The organism is Pleomorphomonas oryzae DSM 16300, assembly GCF_000422965.1.
Lineage (GTDB): Bacteria > Pseudomonadota > Alphaproteobacteria > Rhizobiales > Pleomorphomonadaceae > Pleomorphomonas > Pleomorphomonas oryzae.
Genome location: NZ_AUHB01000005.1, coordinates 40558 through 56633 on the forward strand (window position 1 = coordinate 40558; position 16076 = coordinate 56633).

15 protein-coding genes are annotated in these 16076 nt (G+C 63.3%); 6 read left to right on the top strand and 9 right to left on the bottom strand.

Annotation, left to right across the window (positions count from 1 at the left end; all coding sequences use genetic code 11):
- Positions 1–32: 32 nt before the first annotated feature.
- The 4 genes from hcp to G522_RS0109660 all read right to left on the bottom strand — a co-directional run bounded on the left by hcp (position 33) and on the right by G522_RS0109660 (position 5439).
- Positions 33–1616 carry a hydroxylamine reductase gene (gene hcp / locus G522_RS0109645; protein WP_026790857.1) on the bottom strand — a complete coding sequence of 528 codons (1584 nt, stop codon included), beginning with the start codon at positions 1614–1616 and terminating at the stop codon, positions 33–35.
- Positions 1617–1854: 238 nt separating this feature from the next.
- Complete coding sequence (locus G522_RS0109650; RefSeq protein ID WP_026790858.1) at positions 1855–3171, bottom strand: ABC transporter substrate-binding protein; 1317 nt, start codon at positions 3169–3171, stop codon at positions 1855–1857.
- Between the two features lie 118 nt (positions 3172–3289).
- Complete coding sequence (gene eutC / locus G522_RS0109655) at positions 3290–4039, bottom strand: ethanolamine ammonia-lyase subunit EutC (protein WP_026790859.1); 750 nt, start codon at positions 4037–4039, stop codon at positions 3290–3292.
- Positions 4036–5439, bottom strand: a complete 1404-nt coding sequence (locus G522_RS0109660) for an ethanolamine ammonia-lyase subunit EutB (protein WP_156886911.1) — start codon at positions 5437–5439, stop codon at positions 4036–4038. The genes eutC and G522_RS0109660 overlap by 4 nt, the downstream gene beginning before the upstream one ends.
- A 256-nt stretch (positions 5440–5695) precedes the next feature.
- Here G522_RS0109660 and G522_RS26310 point away from each other — a divergent pair, with 256 nt between their 5' ends.
- Genes G522_RS26310 through G522_RS0109680 form a run of 4 tightly spaced genes read left to right on the top strand, consistent with a single transcriptional unit; the run spans position 5696 to position 10126 of the window.
- On the top strand, positions 5696–6436 hold the full coding sequence (locus G522_RS26310) for an ABC transporter ATP-binding protein (protein ID WP_036838791.1): 741 nt from the start codon (positions 5696–5698) through the stop codon (positions 6434–6436).
- 29 nt (positions 6437–6465) lie between these two features.
- A complete protein-coding gene (locus tag G522_RS0109670) occupies positions 6466–7212 on the top strand; it encodes an ABC transporter permease subunit (protein ID WP_026790861.1) in 747 nt (248 codons plus the stop codon).
- A gap of 9 nt (positions 7213–7221) precedes the next feature.
- Complete coding sequence (locus G522_RS0109675) at positions 7222–9096, top strand: GldG family protein (RefSeq protein WP_026790862.1); 1875 nt, start codon at positions 7222–7224, stop codon at positions 9094–9096.
- Positions 9097–9118: 22 nt separating this feature from the next.
- Positions 9119–10126 (top strand): DUF4340 domain-containing protein, encoded by a 1008-nt coding sequence (locus G522_RS0109680; protein WP_026790863.1) that lies wholly within the window; start codon positions 9119–9121, stop codon positions 10124–10126.
- Positions 10127–10195: 69 nt separating this feature from the next.
- Here the strand turns inward: G522_RS0109680 and G522_RS0109685 are convergent, their stop codons facing one another.
- Both G522_RS0109685 and G522_RS0109690 read right to left on the bottom strand, forming a co-directional pair.
- Positions 10196–11509, bottom strand: coding sequence for an ATP-binding protein (locus G522_RS0109685; protein WP_051228493.1), 1314 nt, complete (start codon positions 11507–11509; stop codon positions 10196–10198).
- Positions 11506–12219 carry a response regulator gene (locus tag G522_RS0109690; RefSeq protein WP_026790865.1) on the bottom strand — a complete coding sequence of 238 codons (714 nt, stop codon included), beginning with the start codon at positions 12217–12219 and terminating at the stop codon, positions 11506–11508. The genes G522_RS0109685 and G522_RS0109690 overlap by 4 nt, the downstream gene beginning before the upstream one ends.
- A gap of 200 nt (positions 12220–12419) precedes the next feature.
- Between G522_RS0109690 and G522_RS0109695 the strand changes: the two genes are divergently transcribed.
- Both G522_RS0109695 and G522_RS0109700 read left to right on the top strand, forming a co-directional pair.
- Complete coding sequence (locus G522_RS0109695) at positions 12420–12971, top strand: hypothetical protein (protein WP_026790866.1); 552 nt, start codon at positions 12420–12422, stop codon at positions 12969–12971.
- Positions 12972–13201: 230 nt separating this feature from the next.
- A complete protein-coding gene (locus G522_RS0109700) occupies positions 13202–13900 on the top strand; it encodes a beta/alpha barrel domain-containing protein (protein ID WP_026790867.1) in 699 nt (232 codons plus the stop codon).
- Between the two features lie 117 nt (positions 13901–14017).
- On the opposite strand, the gene G522_RS0109705 is transcribed toward G522_RS0109700, so the two are convergent.
- The 3 genes from G522_RS0109705 to G522_RS0109715 all read right to left on the bottom strand — a co-directional run bounded on the left by G522_RS0109705 (position 14018) and on the right by G522_RS0109715 (position 16058).
- Positions 14018–14416, bottom strand: a complete 399-nt coding sequence (locus tag G522_RS0109705) for a dihydrofolate reductase family protein (protein ID WP_026790868.1) — start codon at positions 14414–14416, stop codon at positions 14018–14020.
- Positions 14417–14584: 168 nt separating this feature from the next.
- On the bottom strand, positions 14585–14989 hold the full coding sequence (locus G522_RS0109710; RefSeq protein ID WP_026790869.1) for a YybH family protein: 405 nt from the start codon (positions 14987–14989) through the stop codon (positions 14585–14587).
- A gap of 61 nt (positions 14990–15050) precedes the next feature.
- The gene (locus G522_RS0109715) at positions 15051–16058 is read right to left on the bottom strand and encodes a sugar-binding transcriptional regulator (RefSeq protein WP_026790870.1); all 1008 of its coding nucleotides are present in this window, start codon (positions 16056–16058) and stop codon (positions 15051–15053) included.
- Positions 16059–16076: the final 18 nt, after the last annotated feature.

Sequence of the window (16076 nt, forward strand, 5' to 3'; positions counted from 1 at the left end):
GTCCGTTTTCCCTCCTCGCGGACAGTATCCGGTCAGGCGGCGTTGGACATCGCCTTGAGGTCGGTCTCCACCTCGCCAACCGGCTTCAGGCCGAAGGTATCGACCAGCACCTTCAGGACGGCCGGCGTCAGGAAAGCCGGCAGGCGCGGTCCGATGCGGATGTTCTTGACGTTGAGGTGCAGCAGGGCGAGCAGCACGCAGACCGCCTTCTGCTCGAACCACGACAGCACGATGGAGAGCGGCAGGTCGTTGACCGAGCAGCCGAAGGCATCGGCCAGCGCCAGTGCCACCTTGACGGCGGAGAAGCTGTCGTTGCACTGGCCCATGTCGAGAAGACGCGGCAAGCCGGCAACCGTGCCGTAGTCGTGGCCGAGCAGGCGATACTTGCCGCAGCCGAGCGTCAGGATCACCCAGTCCTTGGGAATGGTCGTGCCGAGGTCGGTATAGTAGGAGCGCTCGCCTTCCGAACCGTCGCAACCGCCGATGACGGCGAAGTGCTTGATCTCGCCGGACTTGACGGCGCCGATGATCTTGTCGGCGGCGCCCAGCACGGCGTCATGGCCGAAGCCAACCAGATGCTCGCCGTTCCTGACCGAGTCGGTGAAGCCGGGGGCGGCCAACGCGGCTTCGATGACCGGCGTGAAATCGCGATCTTCGATATGGGCGATGCCGGGCCAAGCGACGAGGTTGCGGGTGAACAGACGGCCCTCATAATCCTCGAACGGCTGCATCAGGCAGTTGGTGGTCATCAGGATGGCGCCGGGGAAATTGGGGAATTCCCGCTGCTGCAGCATCCAGGCGCCGCCGAAATGGCCGACGAGGTGCTTGAATTTCTTGAGCTCGGGATAGCCATGGGCCGGCAGCATCTCGCCGTGGGTGTAGATGTTGATGCCCTTTCCCTCGGTCTGCTCCAGGAGCGCCTTGAGGTCGACCATGTCGTGACCGGAGACGAGGATCGCCTTGCCGGGAACGTGGCCCATCAACACCGGCGTCGGGGTCGGCTTGCCATAGGTGTCGCAGTGGGCGGCATCGAGCAGCGCCAGGACGTTGACGGTGACTTCGCCGCATTTGAGGTTGAGAGCGAGCAGCTCATCGACGGTGGCGACGCCAGCATCAAGCTTGGCCAGCGCTTCAACCGTGAAGGCATCGACCACCGGGTCGGCGCGGTTCATCTGGCGGGCGTGATGAGCGTAGGCAGCCATGCCCTTGAGGCCGTAGAGCAGCAGTTCCTGCAGGCCGGTGATATCGTCGCCAAGGCTCGCCTTGCGGGAGTCGATCATCGAGGCACGCGACCAGGAAACCAGCGCGGTTTCCGAAGCTTCAGTGGCTACGCCGGCGGTGGGACCGGCGGCAGCGACCACTTCGCGGATCTTGCCGAGGATCGAGGCGGTGTCGAAGTTGACGTTGGTGACGGTGACGAACAGCGCGTCTTCGAGCATCGGCGCAAGGCTCGCCGGCCGCTCGGCGGCAGGCACGTTGGCGTAACGGGTCGCCAGGCGCTTGGCCGCATGGACGAGCACGTCCTGCAGGTCGGAGGCCTCTGGCGACTTGCCGCAGATGCCACGCGTCACGCAACCGGTGCCGCGCGAGGTCTGTTCACACTGGTAGCAAAACATCTGTCCGTCTCCATCCTCGGGGGCTTCTAGCCCTTCTTGCCGGCCAGGCCGGCGGAATGGAGGAGAACCTAGGCGCCACGCGCACCAACGACGTTGTGCAGCAACAAATAGGCCAGCGATTTCACTGTAGCACCCGCCGATCAGGTTGAAACAACCTGATCGAAAAGCGGCTGCTCCAGCAAATGGCTCTGGAGCATTCGCTAGCCGACCAAATCTTTCAATTTGGTTGGCGAATGCTCTAGGGTTTGACGTATCCTGCCCGTGTCATCTCCCGAAGGGTCAGGTCATTGGCCGAGGCGAGCGCCTCCGCCACGCTCATTTGCCCGACGACCGCGGCGGCGAAGATCTGGCCAACGGCATTGCCAATGCGCTGAAATTCAGGGATCGCCACGAACTGGCTGCCGGTATAGGGCGCCGGCTTGACGGTCGGCTGGTTGGGATTGGCAGTGTCGATGGCAGTCAGCGTATAGCCGGAAAACGGCGCTGCCGACCGGTAGCCGGGATTGTTGTAGAGCGATATCCGTGTGCCCGGTGGGGCAAAAGGCCAACCCTCGTGGGCGGCGACCAGTTCGGCATAGTCCCGGTTGGTTGCCCAGGCGATGAAGCGTTGGGCCAAACCGGCCTTGGACGTGCCGGCGGGAATGGCGAGATTCCAGGTCCACAGCCAATTGCCGTGGTTACCGAGAGTCCCGAAGGTGGGGAACGGCGCGTAACCGACGCGTCCGACGACGTCCGAAGTCTTGGGGTTGCTCAGCGTCGAGGCGGCGACGGTGGAATCGATCCACATGGCGCATTTGCCGGCGCGGAAAAGATCGAGATTCTCGGCATAGCCGTCGAACGCAGCCCCTGGCGGGCCAGCCGTCTGCAACAGGTCGACATAGAAGCTGAGCGTTCGCTGCCATTCCGGCGTGTCGAATTCCGGATGCCAGGTGAAGTCGAACCAGCGGGCGCCGAAAGAATTGCCGGCGGCGGTCAGCAGGGCCATGTTCTCACCCCAGCCCGCTTTGCCACGCAGGCAGATGCCGTAGCGGTCCGCTGCCTTGTCGGTGAGCTTGAGCGCCGCTTCGCGCACGAAGGTCCAGGTCGGCGAGGGCGGCATCTCCAGCCCGGCCGCCTGAAACAGGTCGGTGCGGTACATCAGCATGGCGCTTTCACCGTAAAAGGGTGAGGCGTAGAGCTTGCCGTTGTAGGAAATCGCCTTTCGGATGGCCGGGAGGAGGTCGTTTTCGTCGTATTGATCGCCGAGATCGTCGAGCGGCTGCAGCCAGCCCTGCCGCGCCCAGATCGGCACTTCGTAGTTGCCGATGGTGATGATGTCGAACTGCCCGCCGTGGGTTTCGATGTCGGTGGCGATCTTCTGGCGCAGAACGCTTTCTTCCAAAATCACCCAATTGAGGTGAATGCCGGGGTTATGCGCGACAAAATCGTCGGTGAGCTCCTGCATGCGGAGCATGTCGGCATTGTCGACGGCGGCAATCGTCAGCATTTCGGCCGATGTTGCAGCACCAGCCGCCCCAACCAACATGACCGCTCCGAGAAATGCTCTGAAGCGCATCGTCCCGTCCTCCGCCAAGCCGAATCCGCCCATCCCATAATAGGGATGTTAGTGCAGCAAGGGATTCGAATGTATTAGCGAAGGGGTACCTACGCGACCGATCGTGAAAGAAACCCGGTCAGGGGGTGAGGGGAAGGGCTGCTGCGCCGCTCATGTCTTCCTTGAGCTCTACGCCGGTGAGGCCGAGCCGCAGAGCTTCGCGGATCAGCCAGGCGATCTTGTCGGCAGCCGTCTCATGCGGCAGTCCGTCGGCGTGGATGTTGGAGATGCAGTTGCGCTCGCTGTCGCGCCGGCCGACCTTCGGACCGAAAGTCAGATAGGCACCGAGGCTGTCGGGAACCGAAAGTCCCGGCCGCTCGCCGATCAACACCACCACCATGCGGGCGCCGAGGGCTTCGCCAACCTCGTCGCCGAAAGCGACGCGTGCCTGTTCGCCCAGCACCACCGGGGCGATCTTCAGATCACCGAGCCGGCGCAGGCAGGCGGAGAGCACGATCTCGGCATGCGCCTCCACGGCTGCGGCCGACAGGCCATCGGCGATGACGAAGGCGACGTCCCAGTCGCCCTTTTGGACAGTCGCGAGTCCCGCCGGATCGACCCGCCGGCCAAGATCGGGACGGGCGAGATAGATTGAACGGTCGGCCGCGCGTGACCTGAGGCGAGTTACCGGCAGCGTCTCGCCAAGTCGCGCCGCCATGGCGGCAAAGTCGACGTGACCATGCACGGCATCGCGGGCGCGAGCATGCGCGAGCTGAAAGTCGAGCACGGCACGAATGGGCAATGAGTCACCGGCCCGCCCCAGGCCGATGCGGGCGCGGGTGACGCTGCGGAAGCGGGCAAACGGGTCGAGGTCGATGGGGTTGCTCATGCCGAGGCCCTGATATCGGGACGATAGTCGATAAGGTTGCGCGCAACGGAGCTGGCCTGCGGTGCCAGACGCCCTTCGCCATCGAGCAGCCCCATGCGGTAAAGCCAGGCTTCGAATTCCGGAGCCGGCGGCCGACCGAAGGAATGCCGCAAACTGACGATGTCATGGTAGCTGAGCGACTGGTAGTTCAGCATGACGTCGTCGGCGCCGGGCACGGCGATCAGGAAATTGACGCCGGCCGAGGCGAGCAGGAACATCAGGTTGTCCATGTCGTCCTGATCGGCTTCGGCGTGATTGGTATAGCAGACGTCGACGCCCATCGGCACGCCAAGCAGCTTGCCGCAGAAATGATCCTCGAGCCCGGCGCGGATGATCTGCTTGGCGTCGTAGAGGTATTCCGGCCCGATGAAGCCGACCACGGTATTGACGATCAGCGGCTTCAGGTGGCGGGCGACGGCATAGGCACGCGCCTCGATGGTCTGCTCATCGACGCCGTGGTGGGCGTCGGCGGAAAGTGCCGAGCCCTGACCGGTTTCGAGATACATGACATTGTCGCCGACGGTGCCCCGCTTCAGGCTGAGCGCCGCCTCGCGCCCCTCGCGGAGGACCTGGAGATCGACGCCAAAGCCACGGTTGGCCGCTTCCGTGCCGGCGATCGACTGGAATACCAAATCGAGCGGCGCACCGGCCTCCACCGCCTTGATCGACGTCGTCACATGGGTCAGCACGCAGGACTGCATGGGGATATCGAAGCGCTGGCGCAGGCGGTCGAACAATTCCATCAACTGCATGCAGGCTTCGAGGTTGTCGCCGGCCGGGTTGATGCCGATCACAGCATCGCCGACACCGTAGGTCAGTCCGTCCAGCGTCGAGCCGGCAACACCCTCCGGATCGTCGGTCGGATGGTTGGGCTGCAGGCGGCTGGAAAGGCGTCCCTTGAGGCCGATCGTGGTTCGGAAGCCGGTCACCACGCTGGTTTTGGCGGCAGCGACGATCAGGTCGTGGTTGCGCATGATCTTGGAGACGGCGGCGACCATCTCCGGCGTCAGGCCGGGTGCCAGCTTGGAAAGCTCGGCGGTGGTGCATTCGTAGGAGAGCAGCCAGTCGCGAAATTGACCGACCGTCATATGGGCGACCGGCGAAAAGGCTTGGGCATCGTGGCTGTCGAGGATCAGCCGGGTGACCTCATCCGCCTCGTAGGGGATCAGAGGCTCCTCAAGGAACGTGCGGAGCGGGACGTCGGCCAAGAGATAGCGGGCGGCGATCCGACGCTCATTGGTGTCGGCTCCGATGCCGGCCAGCCGATCGCCGGATTTTTCCGGCGAGGCGGCGGCCATCAGGGCCTTGAGATCATCGAAAACATGGCGCTGGCGGCCGAGGAGGATGGCATAGCTGGGCATGCCGGACAGTCTACCATCGCCCATGAATTGGCCAAGGCGTTTTGTTGGGCAGGTGCCGCCTCGGCCGCAATCACCTATGGACTGTTACCGACGCGTCGCCGGTCGTTTGATGAACAATCGGTAAGGTCTGTTTTTGAACACGATTTTGCCAAGAATCCGATATCCCTGCTTGCCCGCCTGTGGTAGCTGCGGCCGTCAGAGGGTCCGGCGCCGCAAGGCACCCCGGATGGACTTTACGAACGCTGGAGGAAAAGGCATGCAACTCGTTCAGGCCACCGGCCTGGTGAAGACGTTTTCGAAGCTGCGCGCCGTGGACGGCGTCAGCCTCGAGGTGAGCCGTGGCGAGGTCGTAGGCTTTCTCGGTCCCAACGGCGCCGGCAAGTCGACGACGATGAAGATGCTGACCGGTTTTCTGGAGCCGGATGCCGGCACCGCCTCGATCGCCGGTCATGACGTCTTCGCAGATCCCATCGCCGCCCGCCGCCATCTTGGCTATCTTCCGGAAGGCGCCCCTGCTTATGGCGACATGACGGTTGCCGATTTCCTTGCCTTTGTCGGCCGCATGCGCGGCCTCATCAATAGCACGCTCAATGAGCGCCTCGCCGAGATGGTGGAGCGGGTCAATCTCGCAGCCGTCTGGAACCGACCGATCGATGCGCTCTCCAAGGGCTTCAAGCGCCGCGTCGGCATCGCTCAGGCATTGATCCACGATCCGGAAGTGCTGATCCTCGACGAGCCGACCGATGGCCTCGACCCCAACCAGAAGCACGACATGCGTGAGCTGATTGCGGCCATCGCGCCGGGCAAGGCGATCGTCATCTCGACGCATATTCTCGAGGAAGTCGAGGCGATCTGCAGCCGCGTCGTCATTATCGCCGAAGGCAAGGTGGTCGCCGATGCGACGCCGTCCGCTCTTCTCGACGCCGCCGCCGTCGATGGCCAGCGACCGACGCTCGAAGTCGTGTTCCGCTCCATCACCGGCAGCAAGGCCGCCTGACGCCGCTTCCCTTCCGGAGACGATCCGAGATGAAAACCTCTTTCCGCACCATTGCTCTGGTGTTCGGCCGCGAGTTCCGCGCCTATTTCGCGACGCCGCTCGCCGCCGTGTTTCTTCTGGTGTTTCTCGCCCTGTCGGCGGGCCTTGCCTTTTTCGCCGGCGGCTTCTTCGAGCGCGGGCAGGCCGACCTCGGCCCGTTCTTTGCCTGGCACCCCTGGCTGTTTCTCATCCTGATGCCGGCGATCGGCATGCGCCTTTGGGCCGATGAGCGGCGCTCCGGCGTCATCGAGCTTTTGATGACGCTGCCGGTGCGTGCCCATGAAGTGGTGATCGGCAAGTTCCTGGCCGGCTGGGCGTTCACAGCAGTGGCGCTGGTGCTCACCATGAGCTTCTGGCTGGTAACGCTCTACCTCGGCTCTCCGGACAATGGCATCGTCATCGCGAGCTATATCGGCTCCTTCCTGATGGCCGGTGCTTTCCTGGCCATTTCCGCCTGCATCTCGGCGATGACCAAGAACCAGGTGATCGCCTTCATCCTGGCGGCCATCGTGTCGTTCCTGCTGGTGATGTCCGGCACCAACTTGGTGCTGGCCGCCCTGCGCGGCTGGGCGCCGGCCTTGATCGTCGATCTGGTGCAGTCGCTCTCCTTCATCACCAACTTCGACCGGCTGACGCGCGGTGTCCTCGAGGCGCCCGCCGTCATCCTTTTCGTATCGACAATCGTGCTCGCGCTCTGGATCAACGTCCAGGTCGTCGATGCCAAGAAAGCCGCCTGAGGGTCCACGATGTCGAAACTCAACCGGATTCCAAAGTCCCGTCTCGTCGCCGTCGGCGCCGTTCTGGCGATCGTCCTCTATCTCGCCATCAATTCGCTGTCGGCGACGCTGTTCCGCTCGAGCCGCATCGATCTCACCGATGGCGGCCTCTATTCGCTGTCCCACGGCACGGTGACAATGCTCGACAAGCTCGCCGAGCCGATCCACATGCGCCTGTTCATGTCGGCGAGCCTGCATGAGGCTGCCCCGGCACTGTCGGCTTACGCCTCGCGCGTCCGTGCCATGCTCGATACCTATGAGAGCCTGTCGCACGGCAAGATCACCCTCGAAGTGATCGATCCGCAGCCCTATTCGGAAGAAGAGGACCGGGCCGTCGGCCTCGGCATCAACCGGATCAGCCTCGACGGCACCTCCGACCCCATCTATTTCGGCCTCGCCGCCACCAACTCGACCAATGGCTCAGCCAATATTCCGGTGTTCACGCCCGATCGTGAAGCCTTCCTGGAGTATGACCTGACGCGCCTCGTCGCCGAACTTGGCCAGACCAAGAAGCCGGTGGTCGCGTTGCTCGATGGCCTCGGCATAGCCGGCAATCCGATGACCGGACAGGAGCCTGCCCAGATCCTGTCGATGCTGAAGGAAACCTACAGCGTCGAGACGGTCGCTGGCGATATCGACAAGCTGCCCGACAACACGCGCGTCGTGCTGGTGGTGCAGCCGCAGAAGCTGTCCGATCGCACCCTCTATACGCTCGACCAGTGGGTGCTGTCGGGTGGCGCAACGCTGGTGTTCGCCGATCCCTTCGCGGAGACGCAGGCCGGGCCGCAGCCGGGCGTGCCAGCGGAAAACAACGCCACCGATTTCCAGAAGATGTTCGACGCCTGGGGTGTCGGCTTCGACGCCAAGAAGGCGATCGGCGATCCCGACTGGGCCATCCGCACCGTTCGCAACATCGGCGGTCGTCAGGCTGAGGTTGCCAACTATCCCTGGTTTGCCATTCATGACGATGGCTTCGATCGGGGCGATGCGGTGACCTCCAAGCTTCAAGCCGTGGTCATGACCACCGCCGGCTCCTTCACGGCCACCGGCAAGGATGTGACGCTGAAGCCGTTGATGTATGCCTCCGCCAACGCCGGCCTTCTGCCGGCCGGTGAGGCTGCCGATCCCTATGGCGATCCGCGTGCCCTTCTCTCCAAGATCGAGAAGGCCGGCGGTCGTCCCGTGGTTGCCGCGCGCCTTGAGGGCAAACTTCATACGGCCTTCGCGGATGGCAAGCCGAAGGATTCGGCCGCCGGCGGTACGTCGGTCAAGGAAAGCGCCTCGGCGCCCAACGTCATCCTGGTCGGCGACGCCGACATGCTGTCCGACCGCAACTGGCTGCAGAAGCAGACCGTGCTCGGCCGGCAGGTGGCGCAGGCTTTTGCCAACAACGGCGACTTCCTGCTCAACGCTGTGGAACAGATGGCCGGCGGCGTGGCGCTCGCCGATCTCCGGAGCCGTACTGTCTCCTGGCGGCCGTTCACCCGCATCGACGCGCTGGAGCGTGCCGCCGAGGAGAGGTTCCTCGCCAAGCAGCAGGAGCTGACGCAGCGCATCGCTGACACCGAGAAGAAGCTGAAGGATGCGTCTTCCACGGGTGAAGCCAAGGATGGCGAGCTGGTCTCCACCGATCAGGCCAAGGCGACAGAGAGCTTCAAATCTGATCTCTTGGCCGCCCGTGCCGAACTGCGCGAGGTTCAGTACAACCTCCGCGCCGACGTCGCGAGCCTCAAGAACTGGATCATGATCCTGATCATCGGCGTCGTGCCGGCGGCGGTGGCGCTGATCGCCCTCGTCTTCGCCCTGCGTCGGCCCCGGCGGCCAGTGCCGGTCCGCAAAGCCTGATTCCAGCGAGGAGTTACAAACAATGACGCCGAAATCGCTCATCGGCCTTGCCGTCATCACCGCCGCCGCCGTTGCGGCGGCCGTGGTGGTCGCTGGAGGAAACTCTGCCGGCAGCGCGGTCGCCGACCGGGGGCGGGCGCTGCTGCCCGACCTCGTCAAAACATCCGCCTCGGTCGATCGTCTTGCAATCACCATCGGCAAGGACACCACCACGCTGACGCGTGACGGTGATCGCTTCGTCGATACGTCGGGCTACCCGGCGCGGATCGACGAAGTGCGCAAGTTGGTGTCGTCGCTGGCGACGCTGACCATCGACGAGGACAAGACCGACAAGCCCGATCGTTATGAGGACATCGGCCTTGCCGATCCCCAGGCGGAGAAGGGTGGGGCCACCAAGGTGGCGCTCCTCGACAAGGCGGGCAAACCGGTCGCCGCCATTTATGCCGGCACCAAGGACTACACGGTGGGCGGCAGTCGCGGTGGCCAGTATGTTCGCCTCGACGGCAACCCGCAGTCCTATCTGGTGCGCGGCTCACTCGATATGCCGACCGCTCGCGCCGACTGGTTCGATGCTCGCCTCACCGACATCAAGCCGGCGACCTTGTCCAAGGTGACCTTGACCGACGCCTCGGGCGCTACCGTCGATTTCACGCGAACGGGCGACAAGCTGCTTCCCGCCGCGCTGCCGGACGGCAAGGCACCTGATGAGGGCAAGGCCAACCGGGTGACCGCCTTCCTACAGGCCTTCGACTTCAGTGACGTCCGTAAGGAAACGCCGGCTACTATCGGCAACACGATGCGTCTGCGCTACGAGACCACCGATGGTCTCGCGGTAACCGCCACGGCAGTGCCGGCGACGAACGAAGCCGGCAAAGGCTGGATCCGGATCAAGGCCGAAGCAATCGATCCCAAGGCTACCGACGCCGCCAAGGCGATCAACGACAAGGCGGCGGGCTACGAGTTCAAGGTCAACACCATCCACACGGAGATGTTCGGCTGGACGGTGACAAGCCTTGCCAAGGAAGGCTGACGGCCCGTTGCCCTGGAAGGTTCGGCGGCCGGCGGGGAAACTCGCCGGCCGTCGTCTTTTTGAGACTGTTTATCCGTCGATTTCCAACGTCGCCAGCAAGCCGTGAGGCGGGTTGTCGGCCAGTATGATGGAGCCGCCGTGCGCTTCGGCAACATCGCGCGCAATGGTAAGACCGAGCCCAAAGCCGGAGTTTGGCAGTGAACTGCGGGCGCTGTCGCCGCGAACAAAAGGTTCGAGCAGATGTTCACGGTCGGCGGGCGGAATCCCGGGGCCATTGTCGGCAACGGAAATGGCCAGTCGGCGATCCGACAGCTTGTTCAGAGACACCACAACCTTGTCGCCATAGCGCACAGCGTTTTCGACGAGATTGCTCACCGCCCTCAGGATGTCCCGATGGCGCACACGGGCGGCAAGCCGGCTGGGCCCTTCATAGGTAACCGCGTGCCCGAGATCGGCGAACTGATCGGCGATGGTCTGCAACAGGCTCGGCAAGTCCGTCTTGTCGAAGGGCTCGGGACTGTCGGTGCCGGAGAGATGGACCAGCGCCACCTGGGCGAGCGCCGCCATATGATCGAGGTCGGCCAGCATCGGTTCGCGGATCGTCTCGTCTTCGATGAACTCGGCGCGCAACCGCAGACGGGTGATCGGCGTGCGTAGATCATGGCTCACCGCAGCCAGCATGGCCGTCTTCTCAGCCATCAACTTGCCGATGCGGGCGCGCATGCGATTGAAGGCGGAAATCGTCGACCGCAGCTCGCGCGGCCCACTTTCGGGAACCAAGACCTCGGACCGCATGTCACGCAAGCGCTCGACGGCAGCCTCGAAACGCCGAAGCGGCCTTATGATGACCAGCATGGCCCAAATGACCAGCACCACTGTCGTGAGCAACAAAAAGCCAAGCACGATGGTACTTGGTCCGAAGAAGCGCGGTCCATGCGTGTTGGCCAAATTGAGCCAATAACAACTGCCGTCCGACAGGACCAGAAAGAGCGGCCCGACCAGTTCGTCACCTGGTGCCGGCTGGCCGTCGAATACCTTGCGGGCGGAGGCAGCATTTCCAAGTCGGGAGGCAAGCGGCCCGAACCTGATTTCCTCGGCGTTCGCGGGCACAGGGCCGCTGCAGGCGGCAATCGATGGAAACGTCCCTTTCAAGAGCTCAACGAGCCGTGGCCTCTCGGCCGGGCTGGCGGCGGCCAGCATGTGGGCCGTGGCACCGATTTCTCCAGTTATCTCGCCCGGCGAGGCGGCGAAAATAGTGCGTGGATTGGATAGAAAGAAGTAAGCGGTCAGAAGCCCATGCATGGAGGCAATCGACAGCACCAGTAAGACGATGACTTGGCCTGCGACAGAGCCGAAGACCAGGCGCAGTATCCTGCCGATCATGAGGCCGCCACTTCCGGGGTAAACAGATAGCCTTCCGAACGAATGGTGCGAATAAACTCCGATTTCTCGTCGTCGGGAGAGAGTTTGCGCCGGAGGCGGCTCACCAGAATGTCGATCGATCGCTCGAACGGCGCGGCGAGCCGGCCCTGGGTCAGTTCCAGAAGTTGGTCGCGGCTCAGCGTGATGCCTGCACGCTCGGCAAAGGCGACCAGCAAATCGAACTCCGCGCCGGTCAGCGTCGCCTTGGCGCCGGATGGCGTCGTCAGGCTGCGCTCGCGTGTATCGATCACCCAGCCGGCAAAACTCAGGCGGCGCGCTTCTGAACGCGTTGCCTTGGCAGCCGGCAAGCTGCTCCGCCGCAGGATGGCACGGATACGTGCCAGCAGTTCGCGCGCGCTGAAAGGCTTGGCGACATAGTCGTCGGCACCGATCTCCAGGCCGACCACGCGGTCGATCTCCTCGCCGCGCGCCGACAGGATGATGATCGGAATGGTGGACGTATTGCGCAGGCGCCGGCAAATGCTGAGCCCGTCTTCGCCCGGCAGCATGATGTCGAGTAGCACGATGTCGACGCGTGATGTCGTCAGTATACGATCCATCTCGCGGCCATCGCGTGCCACAGATACGCGGCAGTCGTTTGCCTTCAGGTAGCGCGAGACCAGCGTATTGATGTCATTGTCGTCTTCGACCAGCAGGATGTGGTTCTGCATGAAGAAAAGCCATTCCTATTCAACGGCCGAGCTTTAGCATTCAGGCGGCTGGGTCCGACAGTTATTTTGTATCCATATGTTTCTTCTTGTGACCACCGAAACGCATGGTTACCGCACCCGCGTATTGGTTACCACTCGTTAACGAGCGAAGCGCCTGGCTACTCGAATGTAATGCGTAAGACTCTAGCCCGAGGGTAAAAATGACCTCGATTTCTTCGACCACTGCTTATCAATCGCCGCTCGCCCGGCTGCAGTCGACGCTCCAGTCCGACATCAGCACCGGCAGCATCAAGTCGAGCGACCAATCGGCTCTTGCCACCGCACTTGAAAATATAGATGGGACGCTGTCGAGCAACCGCTCGAGTGCCACATCGAGCAGCAAGCCGCCGTCACGTGACGAGATGAAGGGAAAGATCGCCGATCTTATCCAGCAGCAGGTCAGCGCTGGCACGCTGACTTCCGATCAGGCCACTGAACTGGCTCAGGTTTTCGACGACACCTTCTCCAAGGGCAAGGGCACTCAAAGTGCCGGCGGGCCGCAGGGTGCTGGCGGGCCGCCTCCCGGTCCGCCGCCCGAGGAAGGTCAGTCGACGGAAGCCACGGACGACAGTTCGTCGTCCAGCACGTCGATTACCGACATCCTGAAGCAGCTCCAGGATGCTCTGACCGAAAGTAGCCAGACCTCCTACAGCGCCAACGGCACCTCAAGTTCGTCGAGCAGCACCAGCTATCTCTTCGATCTGGTCGCCTGAAAAAATAATTGATCGCAGACCGAACGGCGGAGCTTTGCTCCGCCGTTTGCGTTGATATGGACAAGTCATGCCATGGCATGGCGGCCGCGCGAAAAAAGCGCTCTTCGCTACGAAAGCACTAGTGCTATCCAAGTACTTGTGCGCAATCTTGAACACGGCGTACCAACTGGCCGGCGAGGGCCGTTGGAACGCCAGGTGCCGTGCTTGTTTTGTCCCCGGAGAATCGCCTGATGAACCGCCCCGCCGCTGGATGGATCGACCGCCTCCCAACCGACCACCTGATTACTGAGTTCTCGATTTGGTCGTCCGACCTCCTGCGCATCGCCGACGAAGTGGCTCGCATCGAGCCCTATGCCAATGTCATTCACATCGACGCGTCGGACGGCGTATTTGCCGACACGCTGTTGATGTTTCCGGAAATCGTCGCTCGCATCCGCTCCATCACCGACAAGCCGATTCATGTCCATCTGATGGTGGGCGAGCCGGCGCTGATCAATCAGATCAACCAGTTTGCGGCCGCTGGCGCCGACGCGATTTCCATTCACGCCGAGAACACGCTGCTCACCGATAGTGGCATCGCCCGCATCAACGAGCTCGGTCTCGTTGCTGGCATCGTGCTCAAGGTCGACACGCCGGTTGCCAAGCTGATCCGCCATTTGCCGCGCGTCCAACTGGTCACCTTGTTTGGGGCCGGGATCGGCGAGCGTGAGGGCATCAGCCAGTCCGCTACCCAGCGTATCCAGGAGGCGCAGAAGTATATCGGTGGCATTCCCAGCGATCATCGGATCATCCTGGTTGCTGACGGCGCTATCCGCGAAGACACAGTACCAGTGCTGCGCAAGGCCGGCGCCCAGGCCATCGTCGCCGGCAAGCTGGTGTTCGATGCCCCCGATCTCGGCAAGCGCATGGAATGGCTGAAGAGCCTCTGAGACAGAAACAAAGGCCGCAGCGCCGTGGTTTCAGAAACGCTTTTTGAGATTATGGAAACAACAAAGGCGCCGGAGCCATGCTCCCGGCGCCTTTTCACTGTCCGCGCGGCGGGCCGATCAGCGTGTCGCAACAAGCCACTCCGGCTTGAACCAGCGGTCAGCAGGGCCATCATAAGAAAGGCGGTTGATATCCCAGTGGCGGATGAACCCGGCATAGGCCTCCCACACGGCCGGCCCGCCAGCGACGTAGACGACACGGTCGGAAAACCGAGCCAGCACGTCTTCCGGGCGGTCACCGGAGCGGACGGGGCATAGCGTGCGATCGAATTGCATGAAGCCGGGCAGGGTGGAAATAGTGTGCGGCCCGGCCAGCATCACATGGCCGCGTGTCACCTCGTAAAAGCGCTCGACATCGGCAACGAACTCGCGTCCCGGGTTGCCTTCCCAGGGCAGCGTGCCGTTGAGTCCGATCTGGCCGCGCTGCCCGATCGCGCAGATAGCCCGTACATCCGCCATGATTCCATCCGCCTGTTGTTGCGATTGCCACCGAACATAGCAATGCCTAAGCGGAAAACCCAATAGAGCATTTTCGAGCAAAATAGACACCGGTGCGTGTGAAGATGCGCTTGATCCAGGAAGACAACGCGCCCGCCTGTTTCGAATAGAAGTGGCTGCCTCGCGTCCTCAGGCGTCCGCTTTTCCTGCGGCAAGACCGGCCGCGGTAAACGACCAATGCGTCTGGATGATCCGCCATCCCTCGGCATCACGCCTGTAAACTTCCGTGCAATTCCAGGCGACGCGGTCGCCCTCGCTTCCATTCCACGACACGAAGCGGAACGTCAGCACGGCCGCGTCGCCCACTATCTGGACCATAGGTTCAATCATGTCGTGACGTGGTGCGAAGATCTTGCCGCGCAGCTCGGCATAGAGCGCTGTCAGCGCCGCCTTGCCGTCGAGCCGCGCTTCGCGGAACGGATCGAAATAGGTGACGTCGTCGGCCGACAGATCGAGAAAGGCGTCGGGATCGCCGGCGCACCAGCGGTCGAGCGCGTCCTTTTCGAGCGCGATGATGTCGTCGGCAATGGTCATGGCAATCTCCCCCCAGCTTCGGCGGGAGATTAGGTCGGCTCTGTGTCGGCGTCTGTCAGTATCAGCCGGTGGGCATCGCCATCAGCGCTTCGGCGGTCTCGACGTCTGTGGCGACCGCGTTGACGAGGCCGCCTGCCACGGCGGCACGGATCGCCTCGGCTTTCTGCGGCGACAGGGCGGCGGCGATGGACAGCGGCACGCGGGAAAGCCGTTCGAGTGAGATGGAAAGGGTTCGGTCGTCGAATTCCGTGCCGACGGGTCGTCCATCCCTGCCGAAGAAGCGGCCGCAGATGGTGCCGACGGCGCCGTGGGCACGGATCTCTTCGAGCTTGCCGGGGGCGATGAACCCTTCGCGGAACACCATGGCGGTGGCGGAAATGGCGCCGACGCCGACCACGGCGATGGCGAGGTGGTCCATCATTGAAAATACGCCGCGCACGGTGCCTGTCTCGCGCAGGAGGCGCGCCGCGCCAGCGTCGTCAACGATGGCCGGTACCGGCAGTTGCCAGGCCTGGGCGCCAAGCCCGGCGGCAAATCGGCGGCAGACCTCCGAGGAGTGGGTATAATGTTCCGGCGCGCCGACGCCACCGACCAGAGCGACCACGTTGAGATCGCGAGCCGCCGCCCGGCGCGCAGCCGCAGCAATGGCCGCCGCCGTGGCGCCGTCGGAAACGCCCAGCACGTCGCCGCTTTTCAGCGTGTCTTCGATGACGCGGGCCACAGCCTTGCCCAGCGTGTCGGCGTGGGTACCGGCGCGGTTCTCGACGACCACGGCGAGACGAAGGCCAAGGTAGGCCTTCAGTCGCTGCTCGGCAGCGCCGTCGCGGAAGGCCTTGGGCGTTACCTGGAATTCGATATAGCCGAGATCCAGGGCCGATTTCAGCGCCCGGCTGACCGTAGCCTCCGAAATTTCAAGGAGGCGGGCGATCTCAGTTTGCGGCAGGCGCTGCTCGTAGCGGAGGCGAGCGATCTCAACGATCATGTCTTCGCTGCGGCGGGGCCGGGGCATGCTGCGCGCCTTGGTGGTGAGGAAATTATCATCTCCGGCGTCCGGCACGCCGTCCGTCATCGGCGTGCCGGTCCGGGG